Raw genomic sequence first — 21,167 nt, 5'->3', positions numbered from 1 at the left:
CGGCCCCCAAGCCCGGCGACTGACGCCTCGGGGGGCGGGCGCCCGCGGCGCCCGCCCCCGGCCCGAGCACCGGCCCCGGCCGGTTCGCAGGTGGTTCGCAGGAGGAGAGGAGACGCGCATGGCCGGTCGCCGGCGGAGCCGCGCCCAGGGCGCGGAAGGCTCCGGGGAGGGCGGCGGGGAGTCCGCGCCGCGGCCGCCCGCCGACCCCGAGGCGGCGGCGCGGGAGGTCTGCCTGCGGCTGCTGACGCTCTCGCCCAAGACCCGGTCGCAGCTCGCCGAGGCGCTGGCCCGCAAGGGCATCCCCGACGAGGTCTCCGAGCGGGTACTGGGCCGCTTCACCGAGGTCGGCCTGATCGACGACGAGGCCTTCGCCCAGGCCTGGGTGCGCTCCCGCCACACCGGCAAGGGCCTGGCCCCCCGCGCCCTTTCGGCCGAGCTGCGCCGCCGCGGCGTCGCCGACGAGACCATCAAGGAGGCGGTCGCCGAGCTCCAGCCCGAGGACCTCCAGGAGGCGGCCCGCGCCCTGGTCTCCCGCAAGCTCCACGCCACGCGCTCCCTGGACCACGACCGCCGCGTCCGCCGCCTGGTCGGCATGCTCGCCCGCAAGGGCTACTCCCCCGGCCTGGCCTACAGCGTCGTCAAGGACGTCCTGAACGACTCCTCGGACACCGAGGCCTTCGCGGACGACGACTTCCCCGACGGCTGACCGCCCGCTCGCACCCGGCCTCAGCCCTCTCGCCGTGCCCGGTCCGATCTCCGTCACGACCACGGTGAGTGTCCGCTTCCCATCTGGAAGCCTCCTTGACACAAGCGGCTCTCCGTCGACTTCCAGGGGCCCGTGGACGGGGCGGGGGTTCCTTTCCCGGAGCCGTGGACGGAGCCGAAGGTTCTGTCGGTGGAGAGGGGCACCATGGGAAGGGTGATGGAAGAGTTCTCGGCGGCGACGCGGGAGTGGTTCGGCGAGGCGTTCGGGGAGCCGACGGCGGCTCAGACGGGCGCGTGGCAGGCGATCTCGCGGGGTGAGCACACGCTGGTGGTGGCGCCCACCGGCTCGGGCAAGACGCTCGCGGCGTTCCTGTGGTCGCTGGACGGGCTGGCCGCCGCGCCTCCGCCCGCCGATCCGGGACACCGCTGCCGCGTCCTGTACATCTCGCCGCTGAAGGCGCTCGCCGTGGACGTCGAGCGCAACCTCCGCGCCCCCCTGGCCGGGATCCGCGCGGCCTCCCGCCGGCTCGGCCTGCCGGAGCCGGAGATCCGGGTCGGAGTGCGCTCCGGCGACACCCCCGCGAACGAGCGGCGGCGGCTGGCCGTCCGCCCGCCCGACATCCTGATCACCACGCCCGAGTCGTTCTTCCTGCTGCTCACGTCCCGGGCCCGGGAGTCCCTGCGCGGCGTCGAGACGGTGATCGTCGACGAGGTCCACGCCGTCGCCGCCACCAAGCGCGGCGCCCATCTGGCCCTGTCCCTGGAGCGCCTGGACGCCCTGCTCCCCGCGCCGGCCCGCCGCGTCGGCCTGTCCGCCACCGTCCGCCCCCCGCAGGAGGTCGCCGCGTTCCTCGGCGGCGCCGCCCCCGTCACCGTCGTCCGGCCCCCCGCCGCCAAGACCTTCGACCTGCGCGTCACCGTCCCCGTGCCCGACATGGCCGACCTCCCCGACACCTCCGACCCGCGCCGCCGCTCCCTGTGGCCCCACGTCGAGGAGGGCGTCCTGTCCCTCATCGAGTCCCACCGCTCCACCCTCGTCTTCGCCAACAGCCGCCGCCTCGCCGAACGCCTCTGCACCCGCCTCAACGAGCTGTCCGCCGAGCACCTCCACGGCCCCCTCCCCCGCGACCCCGCCGCCCCCGCCCTCCTCATGGGCCAGTCCGGCTCCTCCCGCCCCCGCCCGCCCGGGGACGGGGAGGTCGCCAGGGCCCATCACGGGTCGGTGTCGAAGGAGGAGCGGGCCGAGATCGAGCGGGAGCTCAAGGAGGGGCTGCTGCCGGCGGTGGTGGCGACGTCCAGCCTGGAGCTGGGGATCGACATGGGGGCGATCGACCTGGTGGTGCAGGTGGAGTCGCCGCCGTCGGTCGCGAGCGGGCTGCAGCGGGTGGGGCGGGCCGGGCACCAGGTGGGGGCGGTGTCGCGCGGTGTCGTCTTTCCCACGCACCGGGGGGATCTGGTGCAGGCCGCGGTGGTGGCCGAGCGGATGCGGGCGGGGCTGATCGAGGAGCTGCGCTACCCGCGCAACCCGCTGGACGTGCTGGCGCAGCAGATCGTCGCGATGACGGCGATGGACGACTGGCACGTCGACGAGCTGGAGCGGGTGGTGCGGCGGGCCGCGCCGTTCGCGGGCCTGCCCCGCTCCCTCTACCGGGCGACGCTCGACATGCTGGCGGGCCGCTACCCGGGCGAGGAGTTCGGGGAGCTGCGGCCCAGGCTGGTGTGGGACCGGGAGAACGGGACGCTGCGGGCGCGCCGGGGCGCGCAGCGGCTCGCGGTGACCAGCGGCGGGACGATCCCCGACCGCGGCATGTTCGGGGTCTTCCTGGCCGGGGAGCGCTCCTCGCGGGTCGGCGAGCTGGACGAGGAGATGGTCTACGAGTCACGGGTCGGCGACGTGTTCGTGCTCGGCGCCAGCTCGTGGCGGATCGAGGAGATCACCGCCGACCGGGTGCTGGTCTCCCCCGCGTCGGGACGGGCGGGCCGGCTGCCGTTCTGGCACGGCGACTCCCCCGGCCGCCCCGCCGAGCTGGGCCGCGCCCTCGGCGCCTTCGTCCGCGAGCTCGGCGGGCTGGACGACGGGCGGGCGCGGGAACGCGCCGCGGCCGCCGTGCTCGTCGCCGACGCCGCCGGCAACCTGCTCGCCCTCCTGGACGAGCAGCGGGCGGCCACGGGCCGCGTCCCCGACGACCGCACCCTCGTCGTCGAGCGCTTCCGCGACGAGCTGGGCGACTGGCGGCTGGTCGTCCACTCCCCCTACGGGGCGCCCGTCCACGCGCCCTGGGCCCTGGTGATCGCGGCACGGCTGCGGTCGCGGTTCGGCCTCGACGCCCAGGCCGTGCACGCCGACGACGGGATCGTCCTGCGCGTCCCCGACACCGACGGGCTCCCGCCCTCGGCGGAGCTGTGCGTGTTCGACCCGGACGAGATCGAGCGGCTCGTCGTCGCCGAGCTGGGCTCGTCCGCCATGTTCGCCTCCCGTTTCCGCGAGTGCGCGGCACGCTCCCTGCTGCTCCCGCGGCACCGCCCCGGCCGCCGGATGCCGCTGTGGCAGCAGCGCCAGCGCGCTTCCCAGCTGCTGGGCGTCGCCGCGAAGTACCCGGATTTCCCCGTCGTCCTGGAAACCGTCCGCGAATGCCTCCACGACGTCTTCGACGTCCCCGGCCTCGTCTCGCTGATGCGCGACGTCTCCACCGGCGCCGTCCACGTCGCCGAGGCCGAGACCCCCACCGCCTCCCCCTACGCCCAGTCCCTCCTGCTCCGCTACATCGCCGCCTTCATGTACGAGGGCGACTCCCCCCTGGCCGAGCGCAGAGCCCAGGCCCTCACCCTCGACGCCTCCCTCCTCACCGAACTCCTGGGCCACAGCGACCTCCGCGAACTCCTCGACCCCGAAGTCCTCACCCGCACCGAAGCCGACCTCCAGCACCTCACCCCCACCCGCCGCGCCACCGACCCCGACACCCTGACCGACCTCCTCCGCACCCTGGGCCCCCTCACCCTCCCCGAGATCCACTCCCGCACCACACCCCCCGAAGCCCCCCACGTCGGCACCTCCTCTCCCCACCCCGCCCCCGCCGGGGATCGAACGCCCTCCGCAAGGCCTCAAGGCGGCATTTCCCCCGCCCACCTCGATCCCGACGGAGATCGAACGCCCCCCGAAGGTCCCCTGGACGGCACCTCCCCCGCCCACCTCGATCCCGTCGGGAATCGGGCGCCCTCCGCGGGGCCTCAGGGCGGCGCTTTCCGCGACGGCCTCGGCTCCGGCGCGGAAAGGACGCCTTTCGAAGGGGCTCCGGTCGCCGGGTGGCTGGCGGGGCTGGAAGCCGAGAGGCGGGTGGTCCGGGTCCGGATCGCGGGTGATGAGCGCTGGTCGGCGGTCGAGGACGCCGCCCGGCTGCGGGACGCGCTGGGAACGGCGCTGCCTCCGGAGGTTCCCGACGCCTTCCTCGTGCCGGTCGGCGACGATCCTCTGGGGGACCTTCTCGGCCGGTACGCCCGGACGCACGCGCCCTTCACCACCGCGGAGGCGGCGGCCCGCCTCGGCGTGGGGCCCGCCGTGGCCCGGGAGGTCCTCGCCCGGCTCCCGTCCGTCGTCGAAGGCGAGTTCACCCCCGGCCGCACCGGCTCCGAATGGGTGGACACCGACGTTCTGCGCCTCCTTCGCCGCCGCTCCCTGGCCCGCCTCCGCGCCGAGGTGGAACCGTCCGCTCCCGAAGCCCTCGCCCGCCTCCTCCCCCGCTGGCAGGGCGTCGGCTCCCCCCGCGGCGGCGCCGACGCCCTGTACGAGGCCATCGAGCGCCTCCAGGGCGTGCCTCTCCCCGTCTCCGCCCTGGAGACCCTGATCCTCCCGTCCCGCGTCCCCGGCTACACCCCCGCCCTCCTGGACGAGCTCACCTCCTCCGGCGAGGTCCTCTGGGTCGGCCGCGGCGCCCTCCCCCACGGCGACGGCCGCGTCTCCCTCCACCCCGCCGACGCCGCCCCCCTCCTCCTCCCTCCGCCCCCCGACCTCCCCTCGACCCCGCACACCCTCCTCCACCAGGCCCTCCTGTCCGCTCTCACCGACGGTTCCGCCCTCTTCTTCCCCGCCCTCGCCGCCCGCGTCCGCTCCGCCCTCGCCACCCTCGACACGACCGACCGGCCCCTTCCCCCGTCGGACGACACGGCCGCCGCCTCACCGGGTGGAGCGGCCTCCTCGCCGGTGGAGGGGACGGCTCCTTCGTCGCCTCGCGGGGACGGAGCCTCCTCGCCGGGTGGGGTGGCGGGTTCGGGTGAGGTGCCGGATCGGGAGATTCTGGAGGCGTTGTGGGAGCTTGTGTGGGCCGGGCGGGTGAGTAACGACACGTTGGGGCCGGTGCGGGCGGTGGGGGCGACGGCGCGTCCGGTGTCTCGGACGCGGGTGGTGCGTCGGGGGCGGGGACGGGTCGTTCTTCCGGCTCGGGCCGTTCCGCCCGGGGCGGCGGGGCGGTGGTGGCTGGTGCCCGAGCCGGAGGCGGATCCCACGCGGCGGGCTCATGCGTTGAGTGAGGTGCTTCTGCAGCGATACGGGATCGTGCTTCGGGGGGCCGTCGCGGCCGAGCGGGTGCCGGGCGGGTTCGCCGGGCTTTACCCGGTGCTGCGGGCGCAGGAGGAGAGCGGGTACTGCCGGCGCGGATACTTCGTCGAGGGGCTGGGTGCCGCGCAGTTCGCGCTTTCCGAGGCCGTGGATCTGCTGCGGTCGTTGCGCGCCTCCCCACCGGGAGGCGGCGGTACGGCGATCGTGCTGGCCGCGGAGGACCCCGCCAACCCGTATGGGGCGGCGTTGAACTGGCCTGAGGCCCGGAGCGGGCACCGGCCCGGCCGGAAGGCGGGGGCGTTCGTGGTCCTGGTGGACGGGGTGCTGACGTTCTACGCCGAACGCGGAGGCAGAACCCTGCTGACCTGGAACGAGGACGGCTGGCAGGCCGGGACGCAGGCGCTGGCGCGGACCGTGCGGGAGGGCATGCTCGATCAGATCACCGTGGAGCGCGTCGACGGGGAGCCGGTCACGGGCTCGCCCCTCGGTCGCCTCCTCGAGGAGGCCGGCTTCCACCCCACCCCCCGAGGCGTCCGCCTACGGCGTTGAAGGCCCCGCCCCGAACCCCGAACGGCCCGGAACCGGAACCGTGGTGGGGATCGGGGGCGGGGTCCTTCGTGAGGTGGTCGTCCTGAGGGTGGAGGGGAGACGTGCGGAATCGTTCCCTCGGGCGATGAGTTCGTGGGGATGAGCTGGAACAGTGGAGGGCGTAACGAGGTTGGTTCGTATGAACCGCCCGTCAACGGGGAGCCGCCCATGACTTCGACCACCCGCTGGACCATCGCTCAGCGACGTAAGCGCCTGGTGATCAGCCAGACCCTGCGCGATCGCGCCCAGACCGATCCTCGCCGCTCCGCCGAACGGGAGAAAGACGCCTCCAGCAGCTGAACCGGCTTCTCGCGTGCCCGGGGCCCCTCGTGGTGGCCCCGGGCACGCGGCATTTCTCCTCCCCGGCGGCAGGCCCGGTTCTCCCCCGGCGATGTGTCCGGCCGCTGCCACAGGAACTCATGCGAGGCCCTTCTCCCGGCGGCTGCAGGCCGGGCATGTGTTCTCCGACACTCTTCGAGGCCTCCGCATGCGGTTCTCCACGCCCGTACGGACGGTGGGAGATCGATTCGGGGCAGAGCACCGAGGAAGGCGCGGGCTGCGGGGCACTAGTCCGTGGTGGTGGAGAAGACCTCTTCGCGGGCCAGGGTGAGGGCGGTGTGCAGGGCGCCCTGGAGGACGGGGTCGGTGGTGAGGGCGCCGGGGATGAGGCGGGGGCGGGTGGGGCACAGGCGGGCGACGGCCTGCTCGGTGCGCACGGCCAGGGCGGTGCCGCCGGCGGCGCCCAGGGAGCCGGACAGGACGATCAGGCCCGGGTCCAGGACGGTGGTGACGGCGGCGACACCCAGGGCCAGGCGGGAGGCGAGGTCGTCCAGGAAGGCGGAGGCGCCGGGAGCGGCCGGGGCGGCGGCGGCGCGGTCCACCGCCTCCTCCAGGGGGAGGCCGGTGTGGCCATGGGCGCGGGCCAGTTCCAGGAGGGCGTCGGCGCCGACCAGGGCGCCGAAGCCGCCCGCCAGGGTCGGGGCCCCGTGGGCGCGGGACGCGGTGACGGGGCCGGGCAGCGGCACGCCGGGGACGGGGAGGTAGCCGAGTTCTCCGGCGCCGCCGGAGACGCCGCGGTGCAGGCGCTCTCCGAGCATGATGGCCAGGCCGATGCCGCGGTCGATCCACAGGAGGGCGAAGTCCCCGGCGTCGCGTGCCGCCCCGTGGGCGTGCTCGGCGACGGCCACCAGGTTCACGTCGTTCTCGATGACCACCCGGGTGTCGAGGTCGCGGCCGAGCCGGGCGGACGCGCCCTCGTGCCAGGAGCCGAGGTCGAACGCGAAGCGCACGTCGCCGGTGCGCGGGTCCACCAGCCCGGGGGTGCCGATCACCAGGGTCCGCAGCCGCGCGGCCTTCGCCTCGCCGCAGGCCCCGGCCACCGCCTTGCGGATCACCTCGACGGGGTCGTCGGCCTCGGCGAACGGCACGGTGGTCCGCCCGCCGACCGCTCCTGTGATGTCGGCCACCGCGGCGACCACCTCCCGCGGGCCGACCTCCAGCCCCGCCACGTAGGCGCTGGCGGGCACCACGCCGTAGAGCGCGGCGCTGGGCCCGCGTCCTCCGGTCCGTTCGCCGACCATCTCCACGAGGCCGCGCTCCTCCAGCCGGGCCAGCAGCTGGGAGGCCGTCACCTTGGACAGCCCGGTGCGCGCCCCGATCTGGGCGCGGGTCAGCGGCCCTTCGGTGATCAGCAGTTCCAGCGCCGCCCTGTCGTTGAGTTCGCGCAGCAGGCGGGGGGTGCCCGGACGTCTCGCCATGTCTGGGCACTCTAGGGGGTGCGGGGGCGCCCCGGTGGCCACTCCCCCGGTCCGGGCGGTCCGCGCGCCGGGAAAGCACCGGTTCCGCGGCCGGGAGCGGCCATGGACCGGTGTAAAGACCAGCGGATCGACTTAACCGGGACGTCCTATCGGGGTGGTGGTGAAACCGGTGCCCGCGGGGAGGGATACTTACAGCATGCGTTTGTCTGCCAGGGTTGATTACGCGCTGCGTGCGGCCGCCGAGCTCGCCTCCGCCGCCGAGGCTTCCGCAGGGGGGCATCCGGTGACGGCGGTGCAGCTCGCCGAAGCCCAGCAGATCCCACCCAAGTTCCTGGAGAACATCCTCGGCCAGCTGCGCCGGTCCGGGATCATCCGCAGCCAGCGGGGCCCCGACGGAGGCTACTGGCTGGCCCGGTCGGCCGAGGAGATCTCGCTCGCCGACATCATCAGGGCCATCGACGGGCCGCTGCTGGGCGTCCGGGGCGAGCGCCCCGAGGACGTCGGCTACTCCGGCGCCGCCCGCTCGCTCCAGGAGGTCTGGATCGCGCTGAGGGCCAGCGAGCGCGCCATCCTCGAGCTGGTGACCCTCTCGCACATCGCCCGCGACGAACTGCCCGAGTCGGTCCAGCAGCTCACCGAGGACCCCAAGGCCTGGACCAAGCCGGTCTTCTTCGCCTGATCCCGGCCCGCGACCGGTCCCGGGCCCGTCCCCGCGGACCGGCGCGCCCGCAGGCCCGGCACGCCCGCAGTCCCGGCGCGCTCGCGGTTTCTGCGGCCCGCCGTTCCACAGAACGCCCGCTCCGAGGGCCCCCGGTGCCGTCGGCGAGGCACGCGGCCGCGAGAGCCCGCACGCCCGCGCCGTCACCGCTTCTGAAGCCGCCACCGGCTCCCGTCCAAGAGCACGGACTGCGCCTGAAGCCGTGACCGGCCTCAAGAACGCGATCGCCTCCGCAGCCGCGAACTCCCCCGGAGCCCCCCCGTCGGCTCCCAGGCCGCTTACGGTCCACGGCATGAAAAAACCCGCGCCCCGCATGTGGCGGGGCGCGGGCGGCGGTTCTCCGGTGGTCCGGGAAGGGCCCGGGTCGGCGGAGGTCACCGCTGGACGGAGAACATCCAGTGGTGCTCCTCCAGCTGCCCGGTGATCGAGATCAGCAGGTCCTGGGTGACCGGCTCGGACTCGACGGCCTCGATGCGCTCGCGGAAGCGGGCGATGGTGCCGGCCAGGGCGTCCACGACGGCGTGGATCACCTTGTCCTCGGGCAGCCAGCCGGGTTCCACGGTGGGCAGCGAGGTCTCGTGGGCCACGGTCTGTACGCGGCCGTCCGGGTTGACGCCGATCATCACGGCGCGTTCGGCCACCTGGTCCGAGGCGGCGCGGGCCGTGGCGGTGAGCTCGTCCAGCTGCTCGTGCACCATCTTGAAGGTGCGGCCCGTCACGTTCCAGTGCGTCTGCTTGGCGGTGAGGGACAGGTCGATCAGGTCGATCAGGGAGCCCTGCAGCGCCTGTCCGACGACGGTACGCAGCTCATCGGAGAGCGGGCTCTTCACAACGGCCATGGCGAAACCTCCCGTGTCACATCTCAGTTCGGCGGCTCTCGCGTCACTTGTATGTAACAAAAGGGATAACCCATCTCATCCCCTCCCAACCCTTGACGGGCTGTGGAAAGGATCACGCCGCGACCATGTCACCCCTGAAGGCGTCACCGGCGATCGCCTCGGGCGAGTCGGGTACCGGTGAGGCGGGGATGGTCTCGGAGATGCGCTCCCGCTGCGGCGCGCCGGCCATGACCGGCTCGGCCTGCAGTTCGGCGAGTGCCAGTAGATCGGAGACTTCTCGTAGTACGTGGGACAACGGCACACCCAGCGCCTTGCAGATCGCCGCGAGCAGCTCAGAAGACGCTTCCTTCTGCCCTCTTTCCACCTCTGAGAGGTACCCCAGCGACACCCGGGCCGCGGCGGACACCTCACGGAGGGTGCGACCCTGGCGCAGCCGGAGCTGCCGCAGAACGTCCCCCAGCAGCTGGCGAAGCAGGACCATCGCTCGCTCCCTCCCCATCGTGCGGACCATCTGACCTGTTCCCACCGTACCCGTCTCCACCGTGAGCTTGGCAGAGCCGGGAAATCGTGTTCGCTGCGAACGTAACGCTGCAATCAGGTCAAACCTTCCCGATCTTCTTGATCCTCTTCCCACCGGCGGATCATTGCAACCCCCAAAATCTCATGTCGTAGCAGGTCCAAGGCCTGCACAACGGTCATGCGCCGGATGTTCGCGCGCGCCTGGGTGAGGTCCGGGGGCAGGGGCAGGACCGGAGTGAAGGATCGACTTCCTCTCGGCCCAGAAATACCGATATGTACAGTTCCGACCGACTTTCCATCCTGGGAGCCCGGTCCCGCCACCCCGGTGACGCCCAGGCCGTAGACGGCTCCCAGGCGCTCCCTGGCGCCCTCGGCCATCTGGACGGCGACTTCCGGGTCGACCGCGCCCCGCTCCTCCAGAAGGCTCGCTGAGACCCCGAGGAGCTCGTGCTTCAGCCGCGTCTCGTAGGCGGTCACCCCGCCCGCGAAGGTCTCCGAGGAGCCCGGCACGTACGTCAGCTCGGCGCCCAGCAGCCCGCCCGTGAGGCTCTCGGCCACCGCGACGGTGTGCTCGCGCGCCGCCAGCAGCTCGTGCACCACCGACGCCAGCGACTGCTCGCCCGTCCCGTACATGACGGCGCCCAGCAGCTCCCTGGCCTGGAGCACCGCCTCGTCCAGCGCCGGCCGCGAGTCGGCGGTGATGCGCACCGCGACCTCCGAGGGCTCGGGGAGGAAGGCCAGCGAGACGTCCTTCCGCTCCTCCAGCGGGGCCAGCCTGGCCGCCAGCACCGTCTCCCAGACGCCGGCCGTGCGCAGCGTCAGCACGGCGGGGGCGGCGTCGCCGTCGGCCAGCTCCGGCAGCACCGACGCCGCCATGATCGCCTTCATCTCGCCCGGCACGCCCGGCAGCGCGTAGACCGTCCCGCCCGGCAGCTCCATCCGCAGCCCGGGCGCCGTCCCCGCGGGGTTGGGCAGCATGGTCGCGCCCTCGGGGACGTCGGCCATCCGCAGCGGCATCGGCCGCGGCCGCATCCCGGCGCGCTCGAGCCGGTCGCGGATCAGCCCCGCCAGCGCCTCGTCGCGCACCAGCGGCACCCCGGCGAGGGCGGCGAGGGCGTCCCTGGTCAGGTCGTCGGAGGTGGATCCGAGCCCGCCGGTGACGATCACCACGTCCGCGGCGGCGAGCGCCGCCGCCAGCGCGCCGGAGATCGCCTCCAGCGTGTCGCCCACCACGGCGGAGCGGCCCACCGCCACCCCCGCGGCGGTCAGCTCCCGGCCCAGCCAGGCGGCGTTTCCATTGACGACGTCTCCGATGAGGATCTCGTCCCCGACGGTCAGGATCTCGGCTCGCACGGCCTTCAGCCTAGTGCCGCGCGGCGCCGCCCGTTCAGGTACTCCGCGCCCGAGACCACGGTCGCCACCACCGCGGCGGCCATGAGGATCCCGTTGAGCGGGTCGAGGCGGACCGGCAGCAGGTAGACGAAGATCGCCAGCATCTGCAGCGCCGCCTTGTACTTGCCGAGCCGCTCGGCGGCCACCACCACGCTCGCGCGCAGCAGCACCAGCCGGTGCACGGTCACCGGGATCTCCCGCAGCAGGATGATCACGGTGGCCCACCAGGTGAGCTCGCCGTTCAGCGACAGCCCGACCAGCGCCGCGCCGGTGAGCAGCTTGTCGGCGATCGGGTCGACGATCTTGCCGAAGGTGGTGACCTCGGCGCGGCTGCGCGCGATCCGCCCGTCGGCCAGGTCGGTGAAGGCGGCGACCACGAACAGCAGCAGCGCCGTCAGCCGCCAGCCGTCGCCCTCCCCCAGCAGGAGGATGAGGAAGAAGGGGGGTACGAGCGCGATGCGCAGCACCGTCAGCACGTTGGCGGGGTTGAGGTTCGACGCCCGCCGTGCCTGCGAGGCTGTCACCGGGACGGCCCCGTCGCCTCGCCGACCAGGTCGACGCCCTCGCTCTCGGTGATCTCGGCCTCGACCAGCGCGCCGGCCGTCAGGCCCGTCCCGTGCACGACGGTGCAGCCGTCGACCTCGGGCGCCTGGTGGAAGCCGCGGCCCTCCCACACCCCCGGCTCCAGCTCCCGCTCCACCAGGACGGTCATCGCGGTGCCCACGCGCTCCTCGGCGCGCTGGGCGGTGAGCTCCTCGGCGAGCTCGGAGACCTCGGCCAGCCGCCGGTCCACCTCGTCCTGGTCGACCTTGCCGTCCAGGTCCGCCGCCTCGGTGCCGTCCTCGTCGGAGTAGCCGAAGACGCCGATCGCGTCCAGCCGCGCGGCCTCCAGGAAGCCGGTGAGCTCCGCCAGCTGACCCTCGGTCTCGCCGGGGAAGCCGACGATGAAGTTCGAGCGCACGCCCGCCTCGGGGACCAGCGCCCTGATGCGGTCGAGCAGGTCCAGGAAGCGCGCCGGGTCGCCGAAGCGCCGCATCCGGCGCAGCACCGGCCCGCTGGCGTGCTGGAAGGACAGGTCGAAGTAGGGCACGACGCCGGGGGTGCCGGCGATGGCCTCGATGAGGGACGGGCGCAGCTCGGCCGGCTGGAGGTAACTGACGCGCACCACGTCCATGACCTCGGCCAGCTGCGGCAGCAGCTTCTCCAGCAGGCGCAGGTCGCCCAGGTCCTTGCCGTAGGAGGTGGAGTTCTCGCTGACCAGGACGATCTCGCGCACGTCGTGCTGCGCCAGCCACTCGGCCTCGGCCAGCACCTCCTCGGGCCTGCGGGAGACGTAGGAGCCGCGGAAGGCGGGGATCGCGCAGAAGGCGCAGCGCCGGTCGCAGCCGGACGCCAGCTTCAGCGGCGCCACCGGGCCGCCGCCCAGGCGCTTGCGCAGCACCCGGGGGCCGGACGCGGGCGCCAGGCCCTCGGGCAGCTCCTGGATGCCGTGCCCGGGTACGTGGACGTGCCCGGCGGAGCGCTCCACCGGGGTGATCGGCAGCAGCGTGCGGCGGTCCCGGGGCGCGTGCGCGGGGCGCGTGCGCCCGGCCATGACGTCGTCGAGCCGCTCCCCGATCCGCCCGTAGTCGTCGAATCCGAGCACGGAGTCGGCCTCGGGCAGCGCCTCGGCCAGCTCGGCGCCGTACCGCTCGGCCATGCACCCGGCCGCGACGACCTTGGCGCCGGTGTCGTGCGCGGCGAGCAGGGTGTCGATCGAGTCCTTCTTCGCGGCCTCGATGAAGCCGCAGGTGTTGACGAGGACGACGTCGGCGCCTTCGGAGCCGTCCTGCAGCTTCCAGCCGGACGCCTCCAGCCGGGCGGCGAGCTCTTCTGAGTCGGTCTCGTTGCGCGCGCAACCGAGAGTGACCAGGGACACGGTACGGGACTCGGACATGCTCTAACGGTAGTGGGAGCCGGACCCAGCCCAGGACCCGGCTGCCCGGAAGATCCAGTTTCAGACTGGTTCGCTGCTCCCGGGCACGAACGTCAGGCGCAGCACCTGGCCGTCCTCGCCGGGCACGCCGAGCTCCTTGCCGTTGACGGTGAGCACCACCCCGGCCGCGTTGCCGATCAGCACTCTCATGCGCTTGGACGCCCGCCACTCGCGCTGCTGGCCCTTGGGGACCATCGCGCTGAACAACACCTTGCCCGCGGCGTCGCGGACGTTGACCCAGCTCTGCTCGGTGGCGCGGACGGCCACCACGACCTCGTCCGCGCCGACGGCCTGGGCGGGCGGCTGCTGCGGGTTCTCCCCCAGGGCGTGGGTGTCGCCGTGGCCGGGCGTCGCCGTGGCGGGCGCCGCCGTGATCGCCGGCGACTTGGCCGCGGGCGCGGGCTTTCGCCCGTCCTCCCCGCTGAACACCTGGAACACCCCGTAGATCAGCACCAGCACCAGCGTGCCGGCCATCGCCGCGCTCCAGTTCGTGGCGCGGCGCTCGCGGAACCGCAGGGGCTGCTCGGGCTCGAAGGCCGTGGCGACCGACAGCGCCCCCGGCGCGCCCCCATGATTCTCGTCATACTCGCGTATCAACGGGTCGGAGTCCACGCCGAGCATCTTGGCGATGCTGCGGATGTGGCCGCGCGCGTAGAAGTTGCCGCCGCACAGCGAGTAGTCGTCCTGCTCTATCCGGCGGATGACCGTCTCTCGGATGCGCGTGTGCTCGCTGACCTGCTTGGTGGTGAGTCCCGACTCGCGGCGTGCCTGCCCCAGGGTCTCACCAATGCTCATGAAATCCTCCGCCGCCGTGTCTTCGTACCCAAGTCTAGAAAACTGACTCTTCCCCGGCGATGCGCAACGCCGACGAGTTGATCACGAATTGAGCGCGCCCAGGACCTCTGGCAGGTCCTCTGGTTTGACCAGGACGTCCCGGGCCTTCGATCCCTCGGAAGGACCCACGATGTTCCTGCTCTCCATGAGGTCCATCAAACGTCCCGCCTTGGCGAAACCCACCCTGAGTTTGCGCTGCAGCATCGAGGTGGAACCGAATTGCGTGGAGACGACCAGTTCGATCGCCTGCATCAGCAGTTCGAGGTCGTCGCCGATCTCCTCGTCGATCTCCTTGCGCGGCGCCGCCTCGCCCTGGACGTCCTCGGAGTAGCGGACCTCCATCTGGGTCTTGCAGTGGTCGACGATGCCCGCGATCTCCTTCTCGGAGACGTAGGCGTTCTGCAGCCGCATCGGCTTGGAGGCGCCCATCGGCAGGAAGAGCGCGTCGCCCTGGCCCACCAGCTTCTCCGCGCCGGGCTGGTCGAGGATGACCCGGCTGTCGGCCAGCGAGGAGGTCGCGAAGGCCAGCCGGGAGGGCACGTTGGCCTTGATGAGGCCGGTGACGACGTCGACGGACGGGCGCTGGGTGGCCAGCACCAGGTGGATGCCGGCGGCGCGGGCCAGCTGGGTGATCCGCACGACGTGGTCCTCCACGTCGCGCGGGGCGACCATCATCAGGTCGGCCAGCTCGTCCACGATCACCAGCAGGTACGGGTAGGGGGTGTAGACGCGCTCGCTGCCGGGCGGGGCGGTGACCTTGCCCGCGCGCACCGCCTTGTTGAAGTCGTCGATGTGCCGGAACCCGGACGCGGCCAGGTCGTCGTAGCGGCGGTCCATCTCGCCGACGACCCAGCCCAGGGCCTCGGCCGCCTTCTTGGGGTTGGTGATGATCGGCGTGATCAGGTGCGGGATGCCCGCGTACGCCGACAGCTCCACCCGCTTGGGGTCGACCAGGATCAGCCGCACCTCGTCCGGCGTGGCCCGCATGAGGATCGAGGTGATCAGGCCGTTGATGCAGGTCGACTTGCCGGCGCCGGTGGCGCCCGCGATGAGGATGTGCGGCATCTTGGCGAGGTTGGCCACCACGGTGCGGCCCTCGACGTCCTTGCCCAGCCCCACCAGCATCGGGTGCCCGTCGGCCTGGGCCACCTGGGAGCGCAGCACGTCGCCCAGGGAGACCAGGTCCTTGTCGGTGTTGGGGATCTCCACCCCGATGGCGGACTTGCCGGGGATCGGGGAGATGATCCGCACGTCCTGGCTCTTGACCGCGTACGAGATGTTCTTGGTGAGCGCGATGACCTTCTCGACCTTGACGGCCGGGCCGAGCTCGATCTCGTAGCGGGTGATCGTCGGGCCGCGGGTGAACCCGGTGACCTGGGCGTCCACGTCGAACTGCTCCAGCACCCCGGTGAGCGCGTCGACGACCGTGTCGTTGGCCTTGGTGCGCGGCTTGAGGGCCGATCCGGGCCGCAGCAGCGTGGCGGCGGGCAGCTCGTAGACGCCGTCGCCGGACTCCAGCGGCAGCTGCTCGGCGCGGCGGGGCGCGGGGGTGGGGTCGGGGACGGCCGGGACGTCGGGCTCGGTGGGCGCCGCCGCGGCGACGGCCTCCACGTCCTCCAGGGCGGGCGGCGCGGGCTCCCCGAAGAGGTCGTCGCTGAGCTCGCGGGTGCGGGCGGGAGGGTCGACGACGGGGGTGTCGTAGGGGCGGGTGTGCTCCCCGACGGTGAACTCCTCCTCGCCGTCGGCGGGGCGCTGCTTCTTTTTCTTCTTCGGCTTGTCGCCCTTGCCCGCCTTGTCGGGCTTCTCCGCCTCGGCGGACTCCTCGGCCGCCTCGGGCCGCTCCTTGAGCATCGTCAGGTGCAGCAGCTCCCGGCACCGGTCCGGGATGCGGTACACCGGCGTCTTGGTCACCACGAGCAGCCCGAAGAACGCCACGAGCAGCAGCAGCGGCACCGCCACCCACGCCGACAGGATGATCTCCAGCGGGGCGGAGACCAGCCAGCCCAGCACCCCGCCCGCGTCGCGCACCTCGGCCATCTCCGTGCGCGGCGAGGGCGTGCCCAGCGCGATGTGCACGATCCCGGCGATGCCCAGGAACAGGGCGCTGGAGCCGATCGCTATCCGGCCGGTGTCGTCGTGGCGCTCGGGGTAGCGCAGCACGCCCCAGGCCAGCAGGACCAGGCACAGCGGCAGCACCATGGCGAACCTGCCGAGGCCGCCGCGCACCACCATCTCCAGCGCCTGGGTGAACCAGCCGCGCGGCGTCCACCACAGCACCGAGGCGAACACGATCGCCACGCCGAGCAGGGCCAGGCCCAGCCCGTCGCGGCGGTGCTCCTCGTCCAGGTCGCGCGCGCCGTCGCCGTAGGCGCGAAAGACCGAGCCGACGCCGCGGGCGAAGAGCATCCACAGTCCCGCGAACATCCGGAAGAACCCGAGGAACATCGCGCTGATCGGGTCGGGCCCCGAGCGCCGGGCCGGCCGGCGCTTGCGGGCGGGGGCGGGCTTCCTCGGGGCTGGACGACGCTGCGCGGAACCTTTGGAGGGACGTTTGGAAGCCCCGCCACGCGAGGAGTTCCGGGTACCTCCGGACGCACGTGAGGCCATGCCCTCGAGCGTAACCCGCGCCGCAAGAGCCACCAAGAACAAAACGGACGGGCGTGTCGCCCGGAGATCGCCGGATCCGGTCAGATCATGAACTGCTTCGCGTGCCGGCGCAGTCCCTCGGGGTCCAGCAGGACGGTCCGCCGCCAGCTGTTGCGGATGAGGTCCTGCTCCCGCCAGGCGCGCATGGCCCGCGCGACGGTCTCCCGGGAGACGTCGACGCAGCTGCCCAGCTCGGTCTGCGACAGCGGGGGCAGCACGATCCCGCCCTCGGGGTCGGGCAGGCCGCTCTGCTCGGCCAGCCGGAGCACGAACAGCGCCAGGCGGCCGGCGCCCACGTGGCTGCCCAGCGACAGGATGCGCTCGTCGGACTCCGTCAGCCGGAGGCTGAGGATCTTGTAAACCGTCTTCCAGGCGTCGGGGTGGTCGCTGAGGAAGGCGCGGAACCGCTGACGCGGCACCACCAGGGCGGACAGCGCGTGCAGGGCGGTGACGGTGGCCATGCGGGGCGAGTCGGTGATCAGGCCCGTCTCCCCCAGCAGCTCACCGGGGCCGCGGACGGCGATCACCCGCTCCCTGCCCTCGCTGTCGCCGACGCAGACCTTGGTCCAGCCCCGCTCCAGGATGATCACCTGCTCCGAGGGCTCCCCCTGCAGGCACAGGTGGTCGCCCTTGCGGTAGCGGCGGCTGCGGCCCCCGCGCGCCAGCGTCTCGCGGGCGGCGAGGTCCAGGCCGCTCCAGAAGGTCTCGCGGGGGCCCTTCACGGTCTCGGCGGGGGTCATGTTCCTTCAGACGGAAGAAGAACCGGTGAGGATCCAATTATCCAGGAATTCGAGAATTTCTAAAGGGCCAATCCCGCGGTCAGCAGCGCGCCGAAGACCAGTTGCAGCCGTCCCGTCTCCCCCAGCACCTCGATCAGCCCGGGTCCCTGCGCCCCCTCCAGCACCCGCCGGGACGGGCGGATCGACAGCGGCGCGGCCAGCAGCGCCAGCAGCGCCCAGGGCCTGCCGACGGCCAGGCCGAGGACGAGGGTGAAGGGGATCGCCAGGCACAGGGCGTAGAGGACCCGGGAGAACGTGTCGCCCAGCACCACCGCCAGGGTGCGCTTGCCGGTCATCGCGTCGGTGTCCAGGTCGCGGATGTTGTTGACCACCAGCATCGCGCAGGCCAGCAGCCCGACCGGGACGGCGGCGGCCCAGGCGGTCCAGGGCAGCCCCTCCAGCTGGACGTACACCGTGCCGAGCACCGCGACGAGCCCGAAGAACACGAAGACCGACAGCTCGCCCAGCGCCCGGTAGCCGTACGGGCGCGAGCCTCCGGTGTAGCCCCAGGCCGCGGCGATCGCGGCGGCGCCGATCAGCAGCAGCCACCAGGAGGTGGCGGCCGCCAGCGCCAGGCCGGCCGCACCGGCCAGGGCGAAGCAGGCCAGCGCCGCGGCCAGCACCTGCCGGGGCGGCTTGGCCCCCGAGCCGACCAGCCGCATCGGCCCGACCCGGTCGGCGTCGGTGCCCTTGACGCCGTCGCTGTAGTCGTTGGCGTAGTTCACCCCGACCTGCAGCACCAGCGACACGAACAGCGCCAGTCCCGCCCGCCACCAGACCGGGTGCCCCTCTCCCACGGCCAGCCCGGTCCCCACGGCGACGGGTACGACGGCGGCGGGCAGCGTCCGGGGCCGCGCCCCGGCGATCCAAAGCTTCATATCTCTCTTCTGCGCAGGCGGAGGGTCATGATCAGACCGACCGCGAGGATAGCGGCGGTCACCAGGGCCGCGCGTCCGGTCGCCACCGCCAGGCTCTCCACCGCGGCGGCCGTCAGGGAGGGGTCGAGGTCGGCCACCGCCGAGCCCACGCTGTGCTGCAGCTCGCGGGCGGCGAGCTCGTCGCCGGAGCGCTCCCGCATGACGTGGCCGAGACTGGTCGCGAAGACGGTGCCGATCAGCGCGATGCCCAGGGCGCTGCCGACCTGGCGGGCGGTGGACTGGGTGCCGGCCGCCTGGCCCGCGCTGGCCTGCGGGATCTCCGACAGGGACACGCTGGTCAGCTGCGCCGAGGTCAGGCCGAGGCCCAGGCCGTACAGCAGCATCCAGGGCGCCAGCGCGAACCCGGTCGTGCCGGCGTGCACGGTCAGGCCGATCGCCAGCACCGCCGCCACCTCGGCGGCCATGCCGTACTGCACGACGCGGTGCGCGCCCATCCGGGGCGCCAGCCGGGAGGCCAGCCCGCCGGAGAGGAACGAGCCGAGGGCCAGGGGGATGATCGCCACGCAGATCTGCAGCGGGGAGTCGCCGTGCGCGCCCTGCAGGAACAGCGGCAGCACGAACAGCAGGCCCAGCTCGCCGACGCTGATGAGCGAGGCGGCGAGGCTGCCGCGCCGGAAGCTGGCGATGCGGAACAGCCTGAAGTCGAGCATCACCGGCAGCCCCGCGCGCGCCCTGCGGCGCTCCACCGCCACCAGGGCCGCCAGCAGCAGCACCCCGGCCGCCAGGACCAGCGGCACCGGGGACAGGCGCAGGCCCGCCGAGACCGGCCAGCCGGCGAAGTCCTCGGCGGGGCCCCACCAGCCGTAGGCCTGGCCCTCGATCAGCGCGAAGACCAGCGCGCCCAGGCCGAGCGCCGACAGCACGCCGCCGGCCCAGTCCAGGCCGCCGCGCTCCGGCCCCGGCTCCTTGGTCTCCGGGACGTAGCGGCGCGCGCCCAGGACCAGCAGCAGGCCGATCGGCAGGTTGATCAGGAACGCCCAGCGCCACCCCTGCCAGGTGGCCAGCCAGCCGCCCAGCAGCGGGCCGACCGCGGACATGCCGCCGATCATGGAGCCCCAGACGCCGAAGGCCACGGCCCGGTCCCGGCCGTGGAAGAGCGCGTTGACCGTGGAGAGCGTGGCGGGCATGATCATCGCCGCGCCGACGCCCTGCAGCGCCCGTGCCGCGATCAGCGAGCCGCTCCCGGCGGCCAGGGCGGCGGCCAGGCTGGACGCCACGAACAGCGCGGTGCCCAGCAGCAGCATCCGGCGCCGGCCGAACCGGTCGGCCAGCCGCCCGAACGAGATCAGCAGCGCCGCGAACACCAGCGAGTAGACCGAGGTGACCCACTCCGCCTGGGTGGCGCGCAGCCCCAGCTCGTCCACCATCCCGGGCAGCAGGACGCTGACGATGGTGGCGTCCACGATGATCAGCGACACCGCGAGGCTGACCACGGCCAGCCCGAGCCACCGTCTCCGTCCCGGCTCGGCGGCCGGTTCCGCCGGGGTTTCGGCCGTCACGGGCGCAGTCATAGGCATCCTGGATCAACGAAAGGGGAGGAGGACCGTCGGCAAGCCTAAACCCGCCTCTTCCAGCGCCGACACGCCCCCCTGCCTCAGACGGGCGCCGGCTCCCCGCGCGGCGCGGGCGCCGCCTCCCCCGTTCCGCGCGCCCGCTGGGTCCAGGCCACGCAGCCCAGCACGGCCAGCGCGGCCACCCCGGTCACCGCGTCCAGGCGCTCGCCCAGGAAGAGGGCGGACCAGCCGAGGGTGAGCAGCGGCTGGACGAGCTGGACCTGCCCGACCCGGGCGATCCCCGCCCCCGCCAGGCCCGCGTACCAGGCGAAGAAGCCGAGGAACATCGAGAAGAACGAGACGTAACCGAATCCGGCGAGGCTCTCGGCCGTCCAGGCCGGCTCCGTGGCGGCCAGCAGCCAGGCCGTGGCCGGCACGGTCAGCGGCGCGTACAGCACCAGGGCCCAGCAGATGACCTGCCAGGCCGGCATCTCCCTGGCCATGCGCCCGCCCTCGGCGTAGCTGAGGCCGCACAGCACCAGGGCGCCCAGCAGGAGCAGGTCGGCGGTGGTGAGGCCGCCTCCGCCCTGGACGAGGGTGAACAGCGTGATGCACGCGGCGCCGCTGCCCGCCGCCGCCCAGAAGGCGCGGGGCTGCCGCTCCCCCGCGCGGAGCGTCGCCATGATCGCGGTCGCGGCGGGCAGCAGGCCGATCACCACGGCGCCGTGCGCGGCGCTGGAGCCGTGGGCGAGGGCGAGGGTGGAGAGCACGGGGAAGGCGACGACGACGCCCAGGCCGACGATCAGCGGTCCCTTCCAGCTCCGCGGGCGGGCGGCGCGCGCCCACAGCAGCGCGCCCGCGGCCGGGACGGCGGCCAGCGCGGCCCTGCCGACGCCGATGAGCATCGGGTCCAGGCCGCGCAGGGCCAGCACGGTGGCGGGGAAGGTGAAGGAGAACACCAGGATGCCCAGGAAGGCAAGGAGGAGCGCTATTCGCCGGTTTCCAGTAGCGCTATCGTTGTCTCTCATGAACAAGGATAGCAGTGTCGCCTTCCTCGCCCAACAGATCAGGGCGGAAGCACAGCGACTCCCCGCAGGCGACCGGCTGCCGTCCTCCCGGGCGCTGACCGAGCGCTACCGTGTCAGCCCCGTCACCGTTTCCCGCGCCCTGGCCCTGCTCGCCGCCGAAGGCGTGGTGATCACCCGTCCCGGCAGCGGCACCTTCGTCAGCGAGCACGCCGCCCGCCGCGCCCCCGCCCGTCCCGCGGACTTCGGCTGGCAGTCGGTGGTGCTCGGCGGGCGCCAGGGCGGCGCCGAGCCCCTGGCCGCGCTGCTCACCCCGCCCCCCGCGGACGCGATAGCGCTGAACGGCGGCTACCTTCCCCTGGCGCTGCAGCCGCTGCGGGCGCTGGCCGCGCTGGCGCAGCCGCAGC

Annotated in this window: 17 protein-coding genes; 5 read left to right on the top strand and 12 right to left on the bottom strand. The window is 73.5% G+C overall.

Annotated elements, in window-relative coordinates; genetic code table 11:
• Nucleotides 1–118: 118 nt before the first annotated feature.
• From ABD140_RS38285 to ABD140_RS38275, 3 genes are all read left to right on the top strand, one after another.
• Entirely contained in the window at nt 119–706 is a 588-nt protein-coding gene (locus tag ABD140_RS38285) for a regulatory protein RecX (protein WP_344247665.1), read from the top strand.
• Nucleotides 707–910: 204 nt separating this feature from the next.
• Nucleotides 911–5,806: an Lhr family helicase gene (locus tag ABD140_RS38280; protein ID WP_425544210.1), complete on the top strand. Its 4,896-nt coding sequence runs from the start codon at nt 911–913 to the stop codon at nt 5,804–5,806.
• A gap of 207 nt (nt 5,807–6,013) precedes the next feature.
• Nucleotides 6,014–6,145, top strand: coding sequence for a hypothetical protein (locus ABD140_RS38275; RefSeq protein WP_344247661.1), 132 nt, complete (start codon nt 6,014–6,016; stop codon nt 6,143–6,145).
• Nucleotides 6,146–6,411: 266 nt separating this feature from the next.
• On the opposite strand, the gene ABD140_RS38270 is transcribed toward ABD140_RS38275, so the two are convergent.
• Nucleotides 6,412–7,602 (bottom strand): ROK family transcriptional regulator, encoded by a 1,191-nt coding sequence (locus ABD140_RS38270; RefSeq protein WP_344247659.1) that lies wholly within the window; start codon nt 7,600–7,602, stop codon nt 6,412–6,414.
• 196 nt (nt 7,603–7,798) lie between these two features.
• Here ABD140_RS38270 and ABD140_RS38265 point away from each other — a divergent pair, with 196 nt between their 5' ends.
• The gene (locus ABD140_RS38265) at nt 7,799–8,281 is read left to right on the top strand and encodes an RrF2 family transcriptional regulator (RefSeq protein WP_344247657.1); all 483 of its coding nucleotides are present in this window, start codon (nt 7,799–7,801) and stop codon (nt 8,279–8,281) included.
• Nucleotides 8,282–8,694: 413 nt separating this feature from the next.
• On the opposite strand, the gene ABD140_RS38260 is transcribed toward ABD140_RS38265, so the two are convergent.
• The 11 genes from ABD140_RS38260 to ABD140_RS38210 all read right to left on the bottom strand — a co-directional run bounded on the left by ABD140_RS38260 (nt 8,695) and on the right by ABD140_RS38210 (nt 20,763).
• Complete coding sequence (locus ABD140_RS38260) at nt 8,695–9,159, bottom strand: Dps family protein (RefSeq protein ID WP_344247655.1); 465 nt, start codon at nt 9,157–9,159, stop codon at nt 8,695–8,697.
• A 112-nt stretch (nt 9,160–9,271) separates the two neighbouring features.
• On the bottom strand, nt 9,272–9,640 hold the full coding sequence (locus tag ABD140_RS38255) for a helix-turn-helix domain-containing protein (protein ID WP_106398681.1): 369 nt from the start codon (nt 9,638–9,640) through the stop codon (nt 9,272–9,274).
• Nucleotides 9,641–9,753: 113 nt separating this feature from the next.
• Nucleotides 9,754–11,031: a CinA family nicotinamide mononucleotide deamidase-related protein gene (locus tag ABD140_RS38250; protein ID WP_344247650.1), complete on the bottom strand. Its 1,278-nt coding sequence runs from the start codon at nt 11,029–11,031 to the stop codon at nt 9,754–9,756.
• 5 nt (nt 11,032–11,036) lie between these two features.
• On the bottom strand, nt 11,037–11,594 hold the full coding sequence (pgsA, locus tag ABD140_RS38245) for a CDP-diacylglycerol--glycerol-3-phosphate 3-phosphatidyltransferase (RefSeq protein ID WP_344247648.1): 558 nt from the start codon (nt 11,592–11,594) through the stop codon (nt 11,037–11,039).
• The gene (gene rimO, locus ABD140_RS38240; protein ID WP_344247646.1) at nt 11,591–13,006 is read right to left on the bottom strand and encodes a 30S ribosomal protein S12 methylthiotransferase RimO; all 1,416 of its coding nucleotides are present in this window, start codon (nt 13,004–13,006) and stop codon (nt 11,591–11,593) included. The genes pgsA and rimO overlap by 4 nt, the downstream gene beginning before the upstream one ends.
• Nucleotides 13,007–13,066: 60 nt before the next feature.
• Complete coding sequence (locus tag ABD140_RS38235) at nt 13,067–13,840, bottom strand: helix-turn-helix domain-containing protein (RefSeq protein ID WP_344247644.1); 774 nt, start codon at nt 13,838–13,840, stop codon at nt 13,067–13,069.
• Nucleotides 13,841–13,921: 81 nt separating this feature from the next.
• On the bottom strand, nt 13,922–16,486 hold the full coding sequence (locus ABD140_RS38230; RefSeq protein ID WP_344247642.1) for an FtsK/SpoIIIE family DNA translocase: 2,565 nt from the start codon (nt 16,484–16,486) through the stop codon (nt 13,922–13,924).
• 80 nt (nt 16,487–16,566) lie between these two features.
• Nucleotides 16,567–17,265: a Crp/Fnr family transcriptional regulator gene (locus ABD140_RS38225; RefSeq protein WP_344247640.1), complete on the bottom strand. Its 699-nt coding sequence runs from the start codon at nt 17,263–17,265 to the stop codon at nt 16,567–16,569.
• A 59-nt stretch (nt 17,266–17,324) separates the two neighbouring features.
• The gene (locus ABD140_RS38220; protein WP_344247638.1) at nt 17,325–18,182 is read right to left on the bottom strand and encodes a 1,4-dihydroxy-2-naphthoate polyprenyltransferase; all 858 of its coding nucleotides are present in this window, start codon (nt 18,180–18,182) and stop codon (nt 17,325–17,327) included.
• Nucleotides 18,179–19,753 (bottom strand): MFS transporter, encoded by a 1,575-nt coding sequence (locus ABD140_RS38215; RefSeq protein ID WP_344247636.1) that lies wholly within the window; start codon nt 19,751–19,753, stop codon nt 18,179–18,181. Before ABD140_RS38215 ends, ABD140_RS38220 begins: the two co-directional genes overlap by 4 nt.
• 83 nt (nt 19,754–19,836) lie before the next feature.
• Complete coding sequence (locus tag ABD140_RS38210; RefSeq protein WP_344247634.1) at nt 19,837–20,763, bottom strand: DMT family transporter; 927 nt, start codon at nt 20,761–20,763, stop codon at nt 19,837–19,839.
• Between ABD140_RS38210 and ABD140_RS38205 the strand changes: the two genes are divergently transcribed.
• Nucleotides 20,762–21,167, top strand: a 406-nt coding sequence (locus ABD140_RS38205) for a GntR family transcriptional regulator (protein WP_344247632.1), incomplete at its 3' end; no start/stop codon positions are given. The two genes, ABD140_RS38210 and ABD140_RS38205, sit on opposite strands and share 2 nt — an antisense overlap.

The organism is Actinocorallia libanotica, assembly GCF_039525175.1.
GTDB classification, from domain to species: domain Bacteria; phylum Actinomycetota; class Actinomycetes; order Streptosporangiales; family Streptosporangiaceae; genus Actinocorallia; species Actinocorallia libanotica.
This window is presented reverse-complemented; position numbering and strand designations above follow the sequence as displayed.